Source organism: Pedobacter sp. MR2016-24, assembly GCF_026239655.1.
Classification (GTDB): Bacteria; Bacteroidota; Bacteroidia; order Sphingobacteriales; family Sphingobacteriaceae; genus Pedobacter.
Window position 1 is genome coordinate 395,254 of sequence record NZ_JAPIVO010000007.1, and the last position, 18,197, is coordinate 413,450.

General features: G+C 40.2%; 18 protein-coding genes. 8 read left to right on the top strand and 10 right to left on the bottom strand.

Going from position 1 to position 18,197, the window contains the following annotated elements:
• Nucleotides 1-8: 8 nt before the first annotated feature.
• Complete coding sequence (gene recQ, locus OQX62_RS20315) at nt 9-2,198, bottom strand: DNA helicase RecQ (protein WP_265833585.1); 2,190 nt, start codon at nt 2,196-2,198, stop codon at nt 9-11.
• An 88-nt stretch (nt 2,199-2,286) separates the two neighbouring features.
• On the opposite strand from recQ, the gene OQX62_RS20320 reads away from it, so the two are divergent.
• The gene (locus tag OQX62_RS20320; protein ID WP_265833473.1) at nt 2,287-3,252 is read left to right on the top strand and encodes a KpsF/GutQ family sugar-phosphate isomerase; all 966 of its coding nucleotides are present in this window, start codon (nt 2,287-2,289) and stop codon (nt 3,250-3,252) included.
• 18 nt (nt 3,253-3,270) lie between these two features.
• Nucleotides 3,271-4,362: a mannose-1-phosphate guanylyltransferase gene (locus OQX62_RS20325; protein WP_265833474.1), complete on the top strand. Its 1,092-nt coding sequence runs from the start codon at nt 3,271-3,273 to the stop codon at nt 4,360-4,362.
• On the opposite strand, the gene rlmB is transcribed toward OQX62_RS20325, so the two are convergent.
• A complete protein-coding gene (gene rlmB, locus OQX62_RS20330; RefSeq protein ID WP_265833475.1) occupies nt 4,359-5,129 on the bottom strand; it encodes a 23S rRNA (guanosine(2251)-2'-O)-methyltransferase RlmB in 771 nt (256 codons plus the stop codon). The genes OQX62_RS20325 and rlmB overlap by 4 nt on opposite strands.
• Nucleotides 5,130-5,270: 141 nt before the next feature.
• On the opposite strand from rlmB, the gene dnaB reads away from it, so the two are divergent.
• Nucleotides 5,271-6,845 carry a replicative DNA helicase gene (gene dnaB / locus OQX62_RS20335; RefSeq protein ID WP_265833586.1) on the top strand — a complete coding sequence of 525 codons (1,575 nt, stop codon included), beginning with the start codon at nt 5,271-5,273 and terminating at the stop codon, nt 6,843-6,845.
• Nucleotides 6,846-6,868: 23 nt separating this feature from the next.
• On the opposite strand, the gene chrA is transcribed toward dnaB, so the two are convergent.
• Both chrA and OQX62_RS20345 read right to left on the bottom strand, forming a co-directional pair.
• Nucleotides 6,869-8,068, bottom strand: a complete 1,200-nt coding sequence (gene chrA, locus OQX62_RS20340) for a chromate efflux transporter (RefSeq protein ID WP_265833476.1) — start codon at nt 8,066-8,068, stop codon at nt 6,869-6,871.
• 6 nt (nt 8,069-8,074) lie between these two features.
• Nucleotides 8,075-8,395, bottom strand: a complete 321-nt coding sequence (locus OQX62_RS20345; RefSeq protein ID WP_322973777.1) for a tetratricopeptide repeat protein — start codon at nt 8,393-8,395, stop codon at nt 8,075-8,077.
• A gap of 61 nt (nt 8,396-8,456) precedes the next feature.
• On the opposite strand from OQX62_RS20345, the gene OQX62_RS20350 reads away from it, so the two are divergent.
• From OQX62_RS20350 to OQX62_RS20365, 4 genes are read left to right on the top strand one after another with little or no spacing between them, the layout of a single operon-like run.
• The gene (locus OQX62_RS20350) at nt 8,457-9,194 is read left to right on the top strand and encodes an electron transfer flavoprotein subunit beta/FixA family protein (protein WP_265833478.1); all 738 of its coding nucleotides are present in this window, start codon (nt 8,457-8,459) and stop codon (nt 9,192-9,194) included.
• A gap of 40 nt (nt 9,195-9,234) precedes the next feature.
• Nucleotides 9,235-10,206, top strand: coding sequence for an electron transfer flavoprotein subunit alpha/FixB family protein (locus OQX62_RS20355; protein ID WP_265833479.1), 972 nt, complete (start codon nt 9,235-9,237; stop codon nt 10,204-10,206).
• A gap of 44 nt (nt 10,207-10,250) precedes the next feature.
• Entirely contained in the window at nt 10,251-10,868 is a 618-nt protein-coding gene (locus tag OQX62_RS20360) for a bifunctional nuclease family protein (protein WP_265833480.1), read from the top strand.
• Nucleotides 10,869-10,927: 59 nt separating this feature from the next.
• Nucleotides 10,928-12,193, top strand: coding sequence for a NupC/NupG family nucleoside CNT transporter (locus tag OQX62_RS20365; RefSeq protein WP_265833481.1), 1,266 nt, complete (start codon nt 10,928-10,930; stop codon nt 12,191-12,193).
• 109 nt (nt 12,194-12,302) lie between these two features.
• On the opposite strand, the gene OQX62_RS20370 is transcribed toward OQX62_RS20365, so the two are convergent.
• The 6 genes from OQX62_RS20370 to OQX62_RS20395 form a co-directional block, all read right to left on the bottom strand.
• Entirely contained in the window at nt 12,303-13,589 is a 1,287-nt protein-coding gene (locus tag OQX62_RS20370) for a citrate synthase (RefSeq protein WP_265833482.1), read from the bottom strand.
• A gap of 117 nt (nt 13,590-13,706) precedes the next feature.
• Nucleotides 13,707-14,243 (bottom strand): DUF3347 domain-containing protein, encoded by a 537-nt coding sequence (locus tag OQX62_RS20375; protein WP_265833483.1) that lies wholly within the window; start codon nt 14,241-14,243, stop codon nt 13,707-13,709.
• Between the two features lie 110 nt (nt 14,244-14,353).
• Entirely contained in the window at nt 14,354-14,881 is a 528-nt protein-coding gene (locus OQX62_RS20380) for a hypothetical protein (protein WP_265833484.1), read from the bottom strand.
• 205 nt (nt 14,882-15,086) lie between these two features.
• Nucleotides 15,087-16,028, bottom strand: coding sequence for a tRNA (adenosine(37)-N6)-dimethylallyltransferase MiaA (miaA, locus tag OQX62_RS20385; protein ID WP_265833485.1), 942 nt, complete (start codon nt 16,026-16,028; stop codon nt 15,087-15,089).
• On the bottom strand, nt 16,028-16,879 hold the full coding sequence (locus OQX62_RS20390; RefSeq protein ID WP_265833486.1) for a hypothetical protein: 852 nt from the start codon (nt 16,877-16,879) through the stop codon (nt 16,028-16,030). The genes miaA and OQX62_RS20390 overlap by 1 nt, the downstream gene beginning before the upstream one ends.
• The gene (locus tag OQX62_RS20395; protein WP_265833487.1) at nt 16,870-17,205 is read right to left on the bottom strand and encodes a hypothetical protein; all 336 of its coding nucleotides are present in this window, start codon (nt 17,203-17,205) and stop codon (nt 16,870-16,872) included. Before OQX62_RS20395 ends, OQX62_RS20390 begins: the two co-directional genes overlap by 10 nt.
• Nucleotides 17,206-17,349: 144 nt before the next feature.
• Between OQX62_RS20395 and OQX62_RS20400 the strand changes: the two genes are divergently transcribed.
• Complete coding sequence (locus OQX62_RS20400) at nt 17,350-18,180, top strand: aminotransferase class IV (protein ID WP_265833488.1); 831 nt, start codon at nt 17,350-17,352, stop codon at nt 18,178-18,180.
• Nucleotides 18,181-18,197: the final 17 nt, after the last annotated feature.

The window sequence follows — 18,197 nt, forward strand, 5'->3', positions numbered from 1 at the left end:
TCTATATTTTAGTTTCCAAGTTCAGACATGAACTTGATTCTCATTAATTGTATCTCTTCACGGGTATAATCGGTTTCTCCTAAATCTTTCAGTGCTTCATCAATAGAATCATTTTCTGCAGAGCGGAAGTAATCAAATACCTCATCCTGACGGTCATCATCTAACATTTCATCCACAAAATAATTCAGATTAAGCTTTGTTCCCGAATTTACGATTGCCTCAATTTCCTTCAGGATCTCAAAATAAGTGATCCCTTTTGATTTCGCAATGTCTTCCAGACCAATCTGCCTGTCTACATTCTGGATAATCGAAACCTTCAACTGCGATTTATTTGCCTGAGTTTTGATAATCAGATCAATTGGTCGCTCTATATCGTTATCAGCCACATATTTCTTGATCAGCTCAATAAAAGGACCACCAAATTTAAGTGCTTTCCCATTACCTACACCAGAAATCTGTTTCAGCTCATCCATAGCTATAGGATAGTGCGTGCACATCTCTTCCAGCGAAGGATCCTGAAAAACAACGAATGGAGGTACATTCTTCTGTTTAGCAATCTTCTTACGTAAATCTTTTAGCAGCAGCAGTAACTGGTTATCCAGTGTTCCTGAACCATGTTTCACATCGTCCTCATCATCATCGGCCGCGCTCTCAATAGGTTCATTAAGAATGAACTTCAGTGCATAGGAATTATCAATGTAATCGTTCCCGGAATTGGTTAAGCGCAGCAAGCCATAATTATCAATATCTTTTGATAAAAAGTTATTGAGTACCGCCTGCCTGATCAGCGATTTCCAGAGGTTTTCTCCTTCAACCTTACCATGCCCGAATTCTGAAAGTTTACTATGTTCATAAGCAATTGTCTGCGCGGTTTCCATACCCATCAGGATATTCAGGATATGTGTATCGTCAAACTTCTCCCCTATATTTCTAATCAGTGCTAGAACAGTCTTCAGGTGCTCTTCTGCTTCAAATAATTTCTTAGGCTTTTTGCAATTGTCACACATACAATTACATCCTGTTTCATTGAAGTTTTCACCAAAATAATGCAGGATCTGCTTCCTTCGGCAAACACCCGACTCCGCATAGTCTATTACCTCTTTCAGGATCTGCGTTCCGATTTCACGCTCGGCCACAGGCTTATCCTTCATGAACTTCGCTAACTTCTCAACATCTTTTTGCGCGTAAAAAGCTATACAAACACCTTCACCACCATCTCTTCCGGCTCTCCCGGTCTCCTGATAGTAACCTTCCATACTTTTTGGGATATCGTGGTGAATTACAAATCTTACATCAGGTTTGTCAATTCCCATTCCAAAAGCAATAGTAGCAACAATAACTTCTACATCTTCCATCAGGAATTTATCCTGCGTATCGGCCCTCACTTTCGGTTCCAGACCGGCATGATAAGGCAGCGCTTTGATCCCATTCAGATTCAATGCTTCTGCAACTTCTTCTACCTTTTTTCTGCTCAGGCAGTAAATGATGCCTGATTTACCCGTATTATACTTGATATACCTGATGATCTCTTTAAGCACGTCCCTTTTTGGACGGATCTCATAAAACAGGTTTGGCCTGTTAAATGAAGATTTATATAAAGTAGCATCAGACATTTGCAGGTTCTTAATGATATCCTGCTGAACTTTTGGCGTTGCAGTAGCCGTTAGGGCGATAATAGGTATGTCAGCGCCAAGACCACTGATCACCTGACGAATTTTACGGTACTCCGGACGGAAATCGTGCCCCCATTCAGAGATACAGTGCGCCTCATCAACCGCTACAAAAGAAATATTTATGAGCTTCAGAAATTCAATATTGTCTGCTTTAGACAAAGACTCTGGTGCTACATATAATAATTTAGTCTGCCCGCTTAACAAATCACTCTTCACCTGGGTGATTTCGGATTTATTAAGGGAAGAATTCATAAAGTGTGCAATACTATCATTACCGCCAAATGCACGCAGCTGATCAACCTGATTTTTCATCAGGGCAATCAGCGGAGAAATAACGATAGCTGTGCCCTCGTTCATCAATGCAGGTAGTTGATAACATATGGATTTCCCTCCCCCTGTCGGCATAATTACGAAGGTGTTTTTACGCTCAAGAATATTAGTTATGATAGATTCCTGATCACCTTTAAAATTGTCAAACCCAAAAAAGGTTTGCAAGTTGTCAAACAACGACTTTTTCACGTCCATTTTGTGTATAAAATATTCAGTGCTATTTTTCATTCAAAATAACATAATTTTGCATTAATTAAAGCATTAATATACTAAAAAATTCTCTTTGAAAAGTAAAAAATCGATTATAGAGGCTGGAATCAACACTTTACAGTTGGAAGCGCAGGCAATTCTAGGTCTGCTGCCGCACATAAATGATGATTTTGCTGCTATTGTAGACCATATTATAGCTGGAAAAGGTCGTGTGATTATCACCGGAATAGGTAAAAGCGCCATTATCGCGCAGAAAATAGCGGCAACTTTCAATTCTACTGGCACGCCGGCAAGCTATATGCATGCCTCAGATGCTGTTCATGGCGACCTTGGAATGATCCAGAAAAGTGATATCATTATTTGCATTTCCAAGAGTGGAAATACCCCTGAAATCAAGGTTCTTGCTCCGCATTTAAAACAGTCCGGCAACCTGCTGATCGGCATGGTGGGCCAGCTCGAATCTGAACTGGCGAAACAGGCAGATCTTATCCTCAATACTACAGTAGACAAAGAAGCCTGCCCAAATAATCTGGCCCCGACAACAAGTACTACCGCACAGCTTGCTATGGGTGATGCATTGGCTGTAGCCCTTTTACATGCACGTGAATTTAACTCCGAAGATTTTGCACGCTTCCACCCGGGTGGTTCATTGGGCAAAAAACTGTATTTGAAGGTTTGGGAACTGGCTGAGCGGAATCCAAAACCAGTCATCTCAGCAGATGCTTCGGTCAAAGATGTAATTATCGCAATTAGCAAAAACCGTTTGGGTGCTGTAGTTGTTACTGATGGGAATCATGTGATGGGAATCATTACGGATGGCGATATCCGGAGAATGCTGGAAAACCATCCCAGCTTAACCGGCATCACAGCTAATGATATTATGAATAAAAATCCTAAGACTGTAGACAAGGACATTTTAGCCGCCACTGCCTTCGAGATGATCAGGCAATTCAACATTACACAATTACTGGTTACTGATGCTGATGGATACGTTGGTATCGTACATTTACATGACCTTTTACAGGAAGGTTTAATTTAATTTATCTCTAATTCTAAAATGAATAAAGACAATTTTGCATTAATCATGGCCGGTGGCGTTGGAAGCCGCTTTTGGCCGGTAAGCAGAGTAGAACATCCAAAACAGTTCATAGACTTTTTTGGTGTTGGAAAAACACTTATCCAAAGTACATACGAACGTTTTTTAAGAATATGCCCACCTGAAAATATATTCATTGTAACCAATGAAATCTATACGGACCTGATCAAAAAGCAGTTGCCAAATCTGGATGATAACCAAATTCTGGCTGAACCCATTATGAGGAATACAGCACCTTGTATTGCTTATGGATCTATGAAAATTGCCGAGATCAACCCCAATGCAAATATTGTTGTTGCGCCATCTGACCATACGATTTCTGATATCGACGGTTTTGTAGCCGCGATTGAGCAATCGTTGCAGGCAGCATCTGAAAACGACTGCCTGATCACATTGGGTATCAAACCAAGCAGACCGGATACAGGTTATGGTTATATCCAGTATATGGAAAATACGCTCCCCGCTGATCAGCAAATCCATAAGGTAAAGATTTTCACAGAAAAACCTAACCTGGAACTGGCAAAGTCATTTGTACAGAGCGGTGACTTTCTCTGGAATGCGGGAATCTTTATCTGGTCGGCCGCCGCAATTAACAATGCATTCAGTAAACACCTGCCGGATATGTATGATATTTTCCATTTAGGCAGTTCTGTATACAATACGGCAGAAGAAAAAGGGTTTATCAATAATGCTTATTTGCAATGCACTAACATATCTATTGATTTCGCAATTATGGAAAAGGCAGATAATGTATATGTGTTGCCTACCGACTTCGGCTGGTCAGATTTAGGCACCTGGGCTTCTATCTATGATATGGCAGAGAAAGATTATGTAGGCAATGCAGTGATTCCCTCAGAACAGGTAATGATGTTCAATTCCTCGAACTGTATGGTAAATGTACCTGAGGATAAACTGGTTATCCTTCAGGGTTTACACGACTATATTGTAGTGGAATCTAATAACACCCTGTTGATTTGCCCGAGAACAGAAGAGCAGAGTGTTAAACAGATTGTGGCAGATGTAAAGTCTAATTTCGGAAATAAGTTTATTTAACCGTTTGTGCGTTGTCTGATGGCTTCGTACAAAATCACACCAGTGGAAACCGACACATTTAGCGAACCTATCTCACCAAACATTGGGATCTTTGCTAAGTGGTTGGCCATCCGCATAATTTCATTCGAGATTCCTTCATCTTCTGCACCCATTACTATCGCTGTAGGTACAGTATAATCAGGTGCATAAATCAGGTCGCTTGTTTTTTCGGTACATGCTACAATCTGCAATCCGCATTCCTGTAAAAACAATGCCGTTTTATGCAGGTTTTCATGTCGGCAAACCGGTATGGTAAATAAGGCGCCTGCCGATGTTTTGATCGCATCCGCATTGATTTGTGCAGAGTTTTTAGTCGGCACTATAATGGCATGAACACCTGTACAGGCAGCAGTCCTTGCAATAGCACCCATATTTCTAACGTCAGTAATGCCATCCAAAATCAGCACCAGCGGCGTCTCCCCTTTTTCATAAATTGCAGGAATGATATCCTCTATCTTCTGGAAGGTAATCGCAGAAATAACGGCAATGACACCCTGATGATTTTTAAGGGTCATTCTGTTCAGCTTTTCTACGGGAACATTGTGTACCGGAACATCTATGGTCTTTATAAGGCCTTTTAACTCTGGAATGATATCTCCTGTTAACCCTCTCTGAATATATATACTTTCAATATCCTTACCAGCTTTAATTGCTTCTATTACAGCTCTGATACCGAATACAAACTCGTTATTTTCTTTAGGTCTGGATGACCTTCTAAAGTTTTCCATTGATTCTAATTAGCCTGCAAAAATAGATGAAATATCGGAAATTTAAGCATCCGGCTGAAATGACAGCTTCATCATGCTGCAAAATGTGTATAAAGAAATCCTGACAGGAGTAAATTTTTCTTTATTTTTGCACCTATGAATATGGATAACGGCACACAGGGACAAGACAGGCAAAATTTCACATCTTCAAGAAAAAACAGGTTAAACAATCCGACAATGAACATGGGAGGCAAGATTCCCCCGCAGGCAATTGATCTGGAGGAAGCTGTTCTTGGCGCACTGATGCTGGAAAAGGATGCACTATCAACTGTAATTGATATTCTTAAGCCTGATGTATTTTATCATGAGGCACATAAAAAGATATTTGAAGCCATTGCATTGTTGTTCCAGAAGTCTAAACCGGTAGATATATTAACGGTAACTTCTGAATTAAGAACATTAGGCACACTGGAAATGGTTGGGGGAGCTTATTATGTAACCAATCTGACCAACCGTGTGGCTTCAGCTGCAAATATCGAATACCATGCACGTATTATCTCACAGAAATATATTCAGCGGGAACTGATCAGGATTTCTTCAGAAATTATCCAGAATGCTTATGAAGACACTACGGATATTTTCGATTTGCTGGATACTGCTGAAAAAGGACTGTTTGACATTGCGCAGAACAATCTGCGCAGGGACACCCAGAAAATGGACGAGATCATTAAACAATCTTTGGCTACGCTGGAAGAGTTGAGAACAAAGTCTGATGGTTTAACGGGTGTACCTTCCGGATTTACGGCATTGGACAGGATAACAGGCGGATGGCAACCTTCAGATTTGGTGATTATCGCGGCCCGTCCTGCGATGGGTAAAACAGCTTTTGTATTAACCTGCGCACGGAATGCTTCAGTGGATTTTAAAAAGCCGACAGTTGTATTTTCCCTGGAGATGTCATCTGTGCAATTGGTGAATCGTTTGATATCAGGAGAAACTGAAATTGAACAGGAAAAAATAAGAAAAGGAAATTTAGCAGATTGGGAATGGCAACAGCTGCACAGCAAGATTAGCACGCTGACTGAAGCCCCCCTGTTGATTGATGATACGCCGGCATTGAATATCTTTGAGTTCAGGGCAAAATGCAGAAGGTTAAAATCTCAATACGATATACAAATGATTATTATCGATTACCTGCAGTTGATGCATGGTAAAGGTGAAGGCCAGAGTGGTGGTGGTAACCGGGAGCAGGAGATCGGTAGTATCTCCCGTGCACTGAAATCTGTGGCGAAGGAATTAAACGTTCCTGTACTCGCACTATCACAGTTGAGTCGTGCGGTAGAAACAAGACCCGGGGTAAACGGTAAAAGACCATTACTATCCGATTTAAGGGAATCTGGTTCCATTGAGCAGGATGCGGATATGGTGCTCTTCCTGTACCGTCCTGAATATTATGGAATCACAGAAGATGAGAACGGTCGTTCACAGGCTGGTGTTGGTGAAGTAATTATTGCGAAACACAGGAATGGTGAAACAGGTATTGTTCCATTGCGCTTTATCGGTAAGTATGTTAAGTTTACTGACCTTGAAGAGGATTTTATGCCGCCTAGTTCCTTCTCAATGGACAGCCCGAGTGCCGGCATGATGCCCTCTGCTGATTTTGACAGACCGGCAGGAAATGTAATCATTAAACCATCGCGCATGGATGATATGCATGACGATGATGCTCCTTTTTAATTGAAATTGCTTTAGCTACCTTATCAGATAAAATACCCTAAAAGAATTCCCGCAAGCACAATAAAAGGCGGACTAATTTTAGTGAAATTAAGCACAAGAAAAGTAACAGCGATAATGGTTACTGATAAAATATCTAAACCTACAGGTTTCATCAGCAGTATAAATGCCGCAATGATGAAACCTACGCTTACCGCATTAATCCCGGATAAGGAATGCTTTATCCGGGTTATTTTTTTCAGGTCTTCCCAGAAAGGGACGATAAACAAGACCAAAATCAGTCCTGGCAGGTTAATACCGATTACGCCCACAATCCCCCCCACTAGCTGTCCATAAATACCGTAACCAAAGTTCTTCATACTTAAAGTACCAAGATAGCTGGTAAATGAAAATGTTGGTCCGGGTAATGCCTGCTGTAAGGCAAATCCGGAAAGAAATTCCGGAGCCGTAAGGTAATGTTTCATCTGTACAAATTCGGTAAACATCAAAGGCACCAGCACCTGTCCCCCGCCAAAGATCAGGATCCCGTTCCTGTAAAAATTCTCAAACAGACGGATCGGCAGGCTGAATGGTGAAGTTCTGTTGATAATTGCACCGAGCAAAGCCAGTAATAACAGGAGTCCGATAAAATAAATCAGTTTCCTCGGATTCACATTCGAGAATAACCTGACCCTGATATCGCTTTCCTCCCTGGGCGTTTCCAGAGCAGAAGAGATCATCCCACCAATTAATATGGCAAGAGGAAAAACATAGGCATTCCTTAATACTAAAGTGGCTATAACTGCTGCTACAGCTAAAAAAACAGCTACCTGCGAAACCAATACCTTTCTGGAGAGATTATAAGCACCAAAAGCTACGATACCCAATGCGATAGGTTGTATATACTTTAGTATCACAATAAATTTTTCTTTCTGATCCAGCGCCGCAAAGCTGATGGCAGCGAAAGTCATCACCGCTGCAGAAGGAATGATCCAGATCAGAAAGGTCAGGATAGAAAGCCTGATCCCTCCTACTTTATAGGCGATTCCCACTAATGTTTGCGTAGAAGCCGGCCCGGGCAGTACCTGCGCCAAAGCATTCAATTCCAGTAGTTCTTCTTCTGAAATATAATGATTGTTCTTTACAAAGAATTTCAGCAGTAATGATATATGTGCCTGCGCACCGCCAAAAGCAGTGAGGGTAAACAGGAAAACATCTTTGATAAATAATAACTGTCGCTTTGCCATTCTTCCCTAATCGTCCTCGTAGTCTAAACCGGTTGCGTGGTTATAAGCGCCCTGTAATTCTGAAAATGCGTGTCTGTTACCTTTCTGACGTGCATTTTCCATACCCAACTGATAAATTTCGATGGCTTTTTCCGACTGCTGATGTTTTTCATACAGTTTGCCAAGATGATAATAGGTACCCACATAACCGGGATGTTCTTCAACAAGCTTTAAATAGTAATAAAATGCCTGTTCGGTATCATTCAAAGTGTTATATTCGGTAGCTAAAGCATATAATATAAATGGATCGTTAGGTTCGGTTGTTAAAAACGCTAATAACTTGGTCAATCGGGTACTTTGCATTTTAAATCCCTGCTTTTTTAATTAGATTTGCAAAAAGACAATTTTTATGAAAATATTAGTTTGTATCAGTAATGTGCCCGACACAACGACAAAAATAACTTTTACTAACGATAATACACAATTCAATACATCAGGAGTTTTATATATTGTTAACCCTTATGATGAAATTGCCTTATCGAAAGCTATAGAACTTTGTGAAGGTGGTAAAGGCACAGTAACGGTAGTAAATGTGGGCGAAAGTGCAACAGATCCTACGGTAAGAAAGGCACTGGCTATTGGTGCAGACGATGCAGTGAGAATTAATGCTGTCCCGCGCGATGCCTATTTTACGGCATTCCAAATTGCTGAATACGCAAAAACGACAGATTTCGATATGATTCTCTGCGGACGTGAGTCTATTGATTATAATGGTGCACAGGTGGCAGCCATGATCGGTGAATTGTTGGACATCCCTTCTATTTCCATTATTAAGAAATTGGATTATGATGGTACAACGGCTACAATAGAACGTGAAATTGAAGGTGGTAAGGAAGTTGTTTCTGTAACTGGTAAATTCGTAGCCAGTTGTGCAGAAGGTGTTTCAGAACCTAAGATTCCAACCATGAGAGGTATCATGTCAGCCAGAACAAAACCTTTACAGGTGATCGAAGCTGTAGCTACTGAGGAATTAGCGAAAGTAATTCAGTTTGAAACCCCTGCCCCACGTGGTGCCGTTAAGTTAATTCCGGCGGAAGATGCAGCTCAGCTTATTGGTTTGCTGCATGAAGAAGCAAAAGTAATCTAAGCCGTTCCTGTCCAATTATTTAAATCTAAGAAAAGAATTTATGTCAGTTTTAGTATATGTAGAGCAAGTAGAAGGCAAGTTCAAGAAGTCTGTTTTTGAGGCAGTTTCTTACGCTAAAGCCATCGCAGATAAACTGGGAACTACGCTTACCGCTATTTCTATCGGGAATGTAGCGGATAGTGAGCTGAATGCACTTGGTAATTATGGTGCTTCAAAAGTATTGAACGTAGCGGCTGAAGAGTTGAAAAACTTTGTGAACCAGGCTTATGCTGCAGTGATTGCAGAAGCAGCAACCAAAGAAAGTGCTGACGTAGTGGTTTTGTCTAACTCCTTTTCAGGAAAAGGTCTGGCACCACGTGTAGCGGTTAAGTTGAAAGCCGGATTAATTGATGGTGCTACTGAGCTTCCACAGTTAGATGGCGGAAAATTCACGGTTAAAAAAACTGCTTTCTCCGGAAAAGCGTTCGCAACTACAGAATTAACTTCAGCAGTTAAAGTAATCGCATTAAATCCGAATGCCTTTGGCGTTAAAGATATACCTGTTGAAGTCAGTATAGAAAGCTTCAGCCCGGCTGTTAAATCAACGGATCTGCTTGCTATCGTGAAAGATATCATCAGGGCCACTGATAAAGTTTCATTACCTGACGCAGAATTGGTTGTATCTGCAGGCAGAGGATTAAAAGGTCCGGAAAATTGGGGTATGATTGAAGAGCTTGCTGGTTTGTTAGGCGCTGCGACAGCATGTTCAAAACCAGTGTCAGATGCTGACTGGAGACCGCATTCAGAGCACGTTGGCCAAACGGGTATCGCTATCAGTCCAAACTTATACATTGCAATAGGTATTTCAGGAGCAATTCAGCATTTAGCTGGAGTAAGCTCATCAAAAGTCATCGTTGTCATCAACAAAGATCCGGAAGCTCCGTTCTTTAAGGTTGCAGATTATGGTATTGTTGGAGATGCCTTTGAGGTGGTTCCAAAATTAATAGAAGCTTTAAAAGCACATCAGGCTTAATATAATATTGGGCCTGATGTAAGTCAGGCCTGGTATTCTTTCATATGAAAAAAGTAAAACTAGATATCGTAGGTCTATCCTATAGTCAAACCCAATCCGGAGCTTATGCTTTGGTGCTTGGAGAAGTAAACGGCAGAAGACGTTTGCCTATCATCATCGGTGCGTTCGAAGCTCAGGCCATTGCCATAGAGATAGAGAAAATGACGCCTAGCAGACCGCTGACGCACGACCTGTTTAAGACGTTTGCCCAGACCTATAAAATTGATATTAAGGAGATCCTGATCTACAATCTGGTAGACGGTGTGTTTTTCGCTAAGTTAATTTGTACAAATGGCGAACAAACAGAAGAAATCGACGCGAGAACATCTGATGCTATCGCATTGGCAGTACGTTTTAGCGCAACAATATACACTTATGAGTTTATCCTGTCTTCTGCGGGAATAGTGATAGAAGGTAACGACTTCCTCTTCCTCGAAAATATGGATAACCTCAGTAAAGAACATGGACAGGAAGATATTGATACTTCTATTCCGGGATCTAATTATGGAGCACTCAGCTTAGAAGAGTTGAATCAGAAATTGCAGGAAGCTATTGCTGAAGAAGCTTATGAAAAAGCAGCACGTATCAGAGATGAGCTGAACAAAAGAAACTCGTCCCAATAGCTTTTTATTAAATTTTAATACACCTTTATTTATATCAACTCTTTACCTGAATAATTTTTATGGAGCGTTTTCACGGAATCATAGGCATCCTGTTTATACTTGGCCTTGCTTATCTATTTTCAAACAATAAGAAAAAGATTAATTACAGACTCGTTTTGAGTGGCCTCACGCTTCAGTTCCTGATCGCAATTTTAGTATTACGTGTAGCACCCGTACAACATTTCTTCGAATTTCTTGGAAAAGGAATGCAGAAGATTGAGCAGTTCGCTAAAAAAGGTGTCGATTTTGTATACGGTGGTGTGGCAGTAATCGGTTTTGATGGACAGCCGCATAATTATAATGCACCAGAAAATTTTGTATTCGCATTTAATGTAACCGCAACAATCATCCTGGTTTGCGTGCTGGTTGCGATATTTTATCACTTCGGAATTATGCAGCGTATTGTGGCCGTAATTGCCAAAGGTATGAACTTCGTAATGCGTGTAAGCGGTGCTGAAGCACTAAGCAATGTAGCCAGCGCTTTTGTAGGGCAGGTTGAAGCACAGGTAATGATCAAGCCTTACCTGAAGGGAATGACAAAAAGTGAGTTGCTGGCTTCTATGAGTGGAAGCCTTGCCTGTATCGCCGGTGGAATCCTGATCGTTTATGCGAATATGGGTGCTCAGGCAGGTTTAAATCTCGCACCGAAGCTTATTATGGCCAGTTTGATGGCTGCTCCTGGGGCTTTGATTATTTCAAAAATTGTTTTTCCTGAAACGGAAGTATCTCAGACAATGGGAAAGGTAAAACTGGAAGTTAAAAGTGAGTATACCAACCTGATTGACGCCATTTCTCATGGTGCTGGTGAAGGTTTCAAAATCGCCATGAATGTCATCGCGATGCTGATTGGATTTATCGCGTTAATCGCATTGGTTGATTATACGCTGATACATATAGGTCATATTGCAAATCCTGATTTTACTTTGTCCCTCGACTGGATTTTCGGTAAATTGTTTTACCCGTTTGCATGGGCTATGGGTATTCCTGACACTGATGTAAGCAATGCAGCAACCCTATTGGGTCAGAAATTAACTGTTAATGAATTCTTAGCTTTCAAGAACCTGACGACTAAAGCTGTGCCTATCGTAACTGAAAAAGGTGTGCTGATCATCAGTATAGCAATCTGTGGATTTGCGAATTTCAGTAGTGTGGGTATGCAGATTGGCGGTATTGGAGAGCTTGCGCCGGAACGCCGTGCTGATCTGGCCAAACTAGGATTGAAAGCATTGATGTGCGGAACACTTGCTTCTTATCTGTCGGCATCAATAGCGGGAATACTAATGTAATATTTATCCGGAAGGATCACATCTCCTGGTTTTTCCGAAGATGTAATTTCATAAAAAAGGCTTCTGGAAATCTCCAGAAGCCTTTTTTATATGCGTAAGACATGTTTTACTATCGTTTTTCTACTTCAACAAACGTTCTGTTGGTGTGCCCAACATAAATCTGACGAGGGCGACCAATTGGTTCTTTGTTTTCATGCATTTCTTTCCATTGTGCAATCCAACCTGGTAAACGTCCCAGTGCAAATAATACAGTAAACATATCAGTTGGGAAGCCCAATGCTCTATAAATAATACCTGAATAGAAATCTACGTTTGGATATAATTTACGTTCCACAAAATAAGGATCACTTAAAGCAGCCTCTTCCAGTTTTTTAGCAATCTCTAAAACAGGATCATTGATACCTAATTTTTCAAGGATATCGTCACATGCCTTTTTGATGATTTTAGCACGTGGATCAAAGTTTTTGTAAACCCTGTGTCCAAAGCCCATCATACGGAAAGGATCATTTTTATCTTTCGCTTTATTAATCCATTTCTCCGTATCTCCGCCATCTTCTTTGATACGCTCCAGCATTTCAATCACTGCCTGATTAGCACCACCGTGAAGCGGGCCCCATAAGGCAGCAATACCAGCAGAAACCGAAGCATAGATGTTACAGTCAGACGAGCCGACCATTCTGACAGTAGATGCAGAACAGTTTTGCTCATGATCAGCATGAAGAATCAATAAAGTATTCATCGCCTTAACAACTACCGGATCGATTTCAATCTCTTCAGTACGCTGACCGAAAGTCATGTTCAGGTAATTGCTAACGTAATCATATTTGTTTTTCGGATAGATTAGTGGATGACCTAAAGACTTTTTATAAATAAATGATACAATTGTTGGGAATTTAGCCAGCAGTTTAATCATCTCATGATTCATCGTTTCCGGAGAAGAATTTGCATCAATGGATTCAGGATAGAATGTAGATAATGAACATACCAGTGAAGCCAGCTGTGCCATTGGATGAGACTTGGAAGGATATCCGTCCAGGAATTTTTTCATATCCTCATGGATCAGCGTATGCTTTGTAATCTGAGACTGAAAATCAACCAGTTGTTTTTCTTTTGGTAAATCTCCGTAAATAAGCAAATAAGCAACTTCAAGAAATGAAGATTTTTCGGCAAGTTCCTCTATAGCGTATCCTCTGTATTTTAATATACCTTTTTCTCCGTCTAAAAAGGTAATTGCGCTTTTTGTTGATCCTGTATTTTTATATCCAAAATCCAGCGTAATGTGGCCTGTTAATTCTCTTAATTTCGAAATATCAATTGACTTTTCTCCTTCAGTACCAGTTACAATGGGAAATTCGTATACTTTACCATCAATCTTAATTTCTGCAATATCTGACATATATCTTCTAATTTATAAATAACAAAAATAACTATTCTAACTCTAATAGCATCCAAACAAACATAACAAAGCTGTTAAATTATTGTTAAGTGCGGGTCATAATCTCCAGGATCGAACCTATTTCTTTGCAGTAAGCTCCTCCAGGACTGCGCCGCATTCCAGCATTTCGTCGCCGTAATATGGATTTCTGATTTTTTTATCAGATGATAACCAGTCACCCCCATCGCCGTTATTGGCCATCGGACAATGCTGAACATAGATTGCTCCATTTTTAACTTCGGCATGTTTGAATAAAGCAATTACATCTGAACTTAATGCAGTAAACTCTTTACGCTGAACTTTAATATCGGCAGTAGCAGCGATCTTATCTGAAATTAGAGCGGTATTTTCACATCCTTCAAAAGCTTTGAGCGCAGTAGACAATTCAGCCGCGGCACCCTGTGTTGCTTTTGCATTTGCAGCAACAAGTTCATTCTTTACCGTGATATAACTGGCGTATATTTTTTCAATTTTCGGATCTGCAAGTTCAACTTTAACACTTGCATCAGTTTTTTCAGTACTGGCGGTACTGTCTGTGGCACTTTCACCTTTATGCGCTGAATTAGTACAGGCGATCATTGTGGATAAAATTGCTATTCCTAGATATTTCTTCATGAATTTCGTTTTTTGCTCAAAATACCATTTTAATTTTAAATAAATAAAAAAGCCCCCGATAATTCGGGGGCTTTTTTCAAATTTTCACAATTAAATTATATTGTGATATATTATAATTTAAAACCGTATGCAATACGTAACGCAACCTGACCAGTGTTACTTCCTCTGAAATCTACACTTTTACCTGTATTTTCATATTTAACGCCAAGGTCTAAACCATTACTCCATGAATAACCTAATGTAGGCGCATATAAAAATGTAGTTTTAGCGTGATCAGATACACCTATAGCCGCACCTATTTCACCCATTGCATATATACCTGAACCACTTGGATCGAAGAAATATTTCAAACCAGTTTTCACAGGGATATATCCATAATCAGGAAGGTTTTCTCCTGGTAAATAGCCAACATTATCTTTTGCAAAAAAGTGAGTATAACCAGTAGCAACGGGAACTGATAATTGTTTTGTTACATCAAATTGAATTCTTGCATCAATACCAGCAGCAAAACTGTATGAATCACTTGTTGGTATACCTAAGTTAGCGCCGATACCTATTTTTTGTGCACTTGCATTAGTGGTAAAGAATATTGCTACTGCAGCTACTGCGGAAGCAAAAAATTTAGTAGATTTTTTCATTTGTTAAATATTTGTGTTTTAATTATGTGGTCATTTACAAATTGCATGCCATTACTGAAAATACAATTCTGTTATTTCAACATAATAATGTTAAAAAAACATTAGGAGAGGATTAATATTTTGTAAAATCATACAAACAATTATTTAATTGAAGAAATGTGGCACCCTTGTCATCAGACCTGTTAGTTACTTTATTTACAGGGAATTAGGCTATTTCAGGCGAGAAAGATGAGCCCCATAGTTTTAGTATATCTTTTTTCATCTGAGCCGGATCCTGATCAGTATTAAACCAATTTATTTTCACACCGTCTTTCTCCATTTTCCTGAAAAAAGTCATCTGCCTTTTGGCGAACTGACAAATTGCAATGAACAGTTTTTCTTTCAATTCTGGTAAAGTATGCTCTTTATTAAGGTAAGCAGCTATGAATTTATATTCCAATCCATAGAAGGTCAGCATTTCAGTACTTACTCCTTGCAAAAGGAGCTGCTCCACCTCAGCTATAAGCCCCGCATCAAAACGTTCATCTAATCTTTTAAAGATTTTTTCCCTTCTCAGCGTAACATCACTTGTAAGTCCTATGACTAATGGATGGAGCTCAGGCCATTGTTTTTCCGCCAGCTTGTTTTTGGATAACCATTCCGCAATTTCAATAGCGCGGACAAGTCTCTTGGACGAAGACAGATCCGCATGTGCGGTAAATGCTGCCGGATATAAAAATAGTTTATTCCTTAAATGGTCAATATTATGTATCGGAAGTGTTGCCCTGAATTCCTGATCCGAGGGGATTGCCGTATATTGCTGGTTTTGCAAAATACTATGAATATACATCCCCGTCCCGCCGCAAAGGATGGGTAAAGTACCCTCAGCGGTTAGTCTTTCGAAAATGCTGTAAAAGTCCTCCTTAAATTCATTAACGTTATACTGCTCGCCTGCTTCTTTGATATCAATTAAATGATAAGGGATGGTTCTGTCATTTATATTGTATTCCTTCAGGTCTTTTCCGGTACCAATATCCATCCCCTTAAACAGCTGCCTGCTATCCGCACTGATGATTTCAGCATTCAGCTGATCTGCCAGGCCTACAGCAAGCTTTGTCTTTCCGGAGGCAGTTGGCCCCAAAATGATTAATAAAGGATTTCTATTCATTATAGGTATAAGATGTATTTGAGGTTCCCGGTATTATAAATAGGGATATAATTTAATTGCCTAAGATAAACATCCCGTTCTGAATCTTGTAACGTCATCATTTCAGCCTTAATCTCCCGGGGCAGTCTTTGCAGAAAGAAACGTTCAAGCGTATGCAAATTTAGAAAAATCTGCATGGGAGGCAAAACTGATACTTGCGTAAAACCTAGTTTTAAGTATCCTTTACCGCGTGACCAATCCAGATCTGCGTAGCTCATCACATCATTTGGTTGCACGACTTTAATGAAATGCCTGATCAGCTTACTCAAACCGCCGGTGACCGTAATACCATTTATTGTCGCAAACCTGATCAACTCCACCGAGTAATATTCTCCCGGCTGCTGTGTCATTCTGCGTTTAGCACTGAAACCAGCGATAGCAATTATACCCTCCCCGTTGACCAGTGCATATCTGTATTTACATCCGGCTGTCCCCTGCAGATGATACCTGTTATAAAATTCATCAGCCTCCGGCTGTGTAACCTCAACTATTTTAGTCTTGCGTCCATATACAGTTACATTTTTGCCAAGGATAGAAGTGATGCGGCTCAATACCTGTGCTGATCTGGTACGCCAGATATCCTCCCATAAATGGATCACCTGCGCTCTATTTTCATCTTGATTTTGTGCAAGGGCAACCAATGCTTCAGGTGAATATGGATGATGAATAGATATCAGATGAATAATCAGCTGGTCTGAATCCTTAAACTTTAGCAGTCTGTAGGTAGCAGAAGGTAAAAATTCAGTCTCTGCTCCGATATGACTTAATGCCGTGATCAATTCATCTTCCCAGCTAAATTCTTTTATACCCACTCGTTTTCTTTAAATATTTTATAGCCCGCAGCAATCCGGCCTTCAATCTGGTTCAGCGCAACATCATCCAGTTCCCTGATGAGTAAAGGAGATTCATGCTCACTCAGATAATCGGGAAGGATGTTGAGTGAGACCACTGTATTTTCAATCTTAAGATTTACAAAGAAAACCTCTGTCCGCTCCTCACCTTTAATCCTTACATTTTTGTCTGCCCATAAATCATACTCCTGCTCGCTGTTCACCCTGTTATTAAAACCTAAAGTGGCGTAGGGCTGTAAAGTTGCCCTGATAGTCTGGAAAATTTCAATAAGGTCTGTCTTGATCATCTTTAATTAATTTAGTCAATAGCTATAACATTCGGATAAGGCTATTGTTTACCTGACAAAACTAAATATCGGGCGAATATAGGCAATCACAGATTACAGTCTGAACAGGAATTTCAGTATTATTGCAGAATAAGCTGTAGCACTATGGATACGAATTATGTTTTTATTAACGATAGGTATGTTGAGGCCGCGCAAGCCTCATTGTTCATTACAGATCTTGCTATTCAGCGCGGTTATGGTATTTTTGATTTTTGTAAAACTATAGGCAATAAACCTGTATTTCTTTATGATCATCTGGAGCGTTTTTTTCATTCGGCGTCGAAAATGCACCTGGATCCCGGCTATAGTGCTACAGAACTTGAAGCTATCCTGATGAGACTGATTGAAAAGAACAATATGGGCGACTCAGGAATTAAGATTACACTCACCGGTGGTTATTCTCCTGATGGATATATGATAGGCAAACCTAATTTATTGATCACACAACAGCCGTTAGACATTAAGCTATCCATGGATCAAAAAGGGATTAGTCTGGTCACTTATGCGCATCAACGTCAACTGCCGGAAATAAAAACGCTGGATTATCTGATGGCCATATGGCTGCAGCCATTTATTAAAGAACAGCATGCTGATGATGTCTTGTACCATCATAATGACCTGGTCAAGGAATGTCCCAGGGCTAACTTCTTTATCATCACAAAAGAGAATGAAATCATTACCGCAAAGAGCAATGTCCTGAAGGGGGTTATCCGCAAAAACATCCTTAAACTGGCTCATCCGGATTTCACCATCAGCGAACGTGATTTTACCATGGCAGATCTTCAAAATGCGAAAGAGGCTTTTATCACCAGCACGACAAAACACATCATGCCTGTAGTCAGCATAGATGGGAAACACCTTTCCCAAGGCAAACCAGGACTCATCACTCAACAACTCGCCAGCTTACTGCTTAACCAAGTCAGGAAGCAAGCTTAATATGTTGGACTTACGAT

Coding starts and splice junctions, on each gene's coding strand:
- recQ (WP_265833585.1), bottom strand. CDS start 2,198: ATGGACGTGAAAAAGTCGTTGTTTGACAACTTGCAAACCTTTTTTGGG.
- OQX62_RS20325 (WP_265833474.1), top strand. CDS start 3,271: ATGAATAAAGACAATTTTGCATTAATCATGGCCGGTGGCGTTGGAAGC.
- rlmB (WP_265833475.1), bottom strand. CDS start 5,129: ATGGAAAACTTTAGAAGGTCATCCAGACCTAAAGAAAATAACGAGTTT.
- dnaB (WP_265833586.1), top strand. CDS start 5,271: ATGGATAACGGCACACAGGGACAAGACAGGCAAAATTTCACATCTTCA.
- chrA (WP_265833476.1), bottom strand. CDS start 8,068: ATGGCAAAGCGACAGTTATTATTTATCAAAGATGTTTTCCTGTTTACC.
- OQX62_RS20350 (WP_265833478.1), top strand. CDS start 8,457: ATGAAAATATTAGTTTGTATCAGTAATGTGCCCGACACAACGACAAAA.
- OQX62_RS20355 (WP_265833479.1), top strand. CDS start 9,235: ATGTCAGTTTTAGTATATGTAGAGCAAGTAGAAGGCAAGTTCAAGAAG.
- OQX62_RS20360 (WP_265833480.1), top strand. CDS start 10,251: ATGAAAAAAGTAAAACTAGATATCGTAGGTCTATCCTATAGTCAAACC.
- OQX62_RS20365 (WP_265833481.1), top strand. CDS start 10,928: ATGGAGCGTTTTCACGGAATCATAGGCATCCTGTTTATACTTGGCCTT.
- OQX62_RS20370 (WP_265833482.1), bottom strand. CDS start 13,589: ATGTCAGATATTGCAGAAATTAAGATTGATGGTAAAGTATACGAATTT.
- OQX62_RS20375 (WP_265833483.1), bottom strand. CDS start 14,243: ATGAAGAAATATCTAGGAATAGCAATTTTATCCACAATGATCGCCTGT.
- OQX62_RS20380 (WP_265833484.1), bottom strand. CDS start 14,881: ATGAAAAAATCTACTAAATTTTTTGCTTCCGCAGTAGCTGCAGTAGCA.
- miaA (WP_265833485.1), bottom strand. CDS start 16,028: ATGAATAGAAATCCTTTATTAATCATTTTGGGGCCAACTGCCTCCGGA.
- OQX62_RS20395 (WP_265833487.1), bottom strand. CDS start 17,205: ATGATCAAGACAGACCTTATTGAAATTTTCCAGACTATCAGGGCAACT.
- OQX62_RS20400 (WP_265833488.1), top strand. CDS start 17,350: ATGGATACGAATTATGTTTTTATTAACGATAGGTATGTTGAGGCCGCG.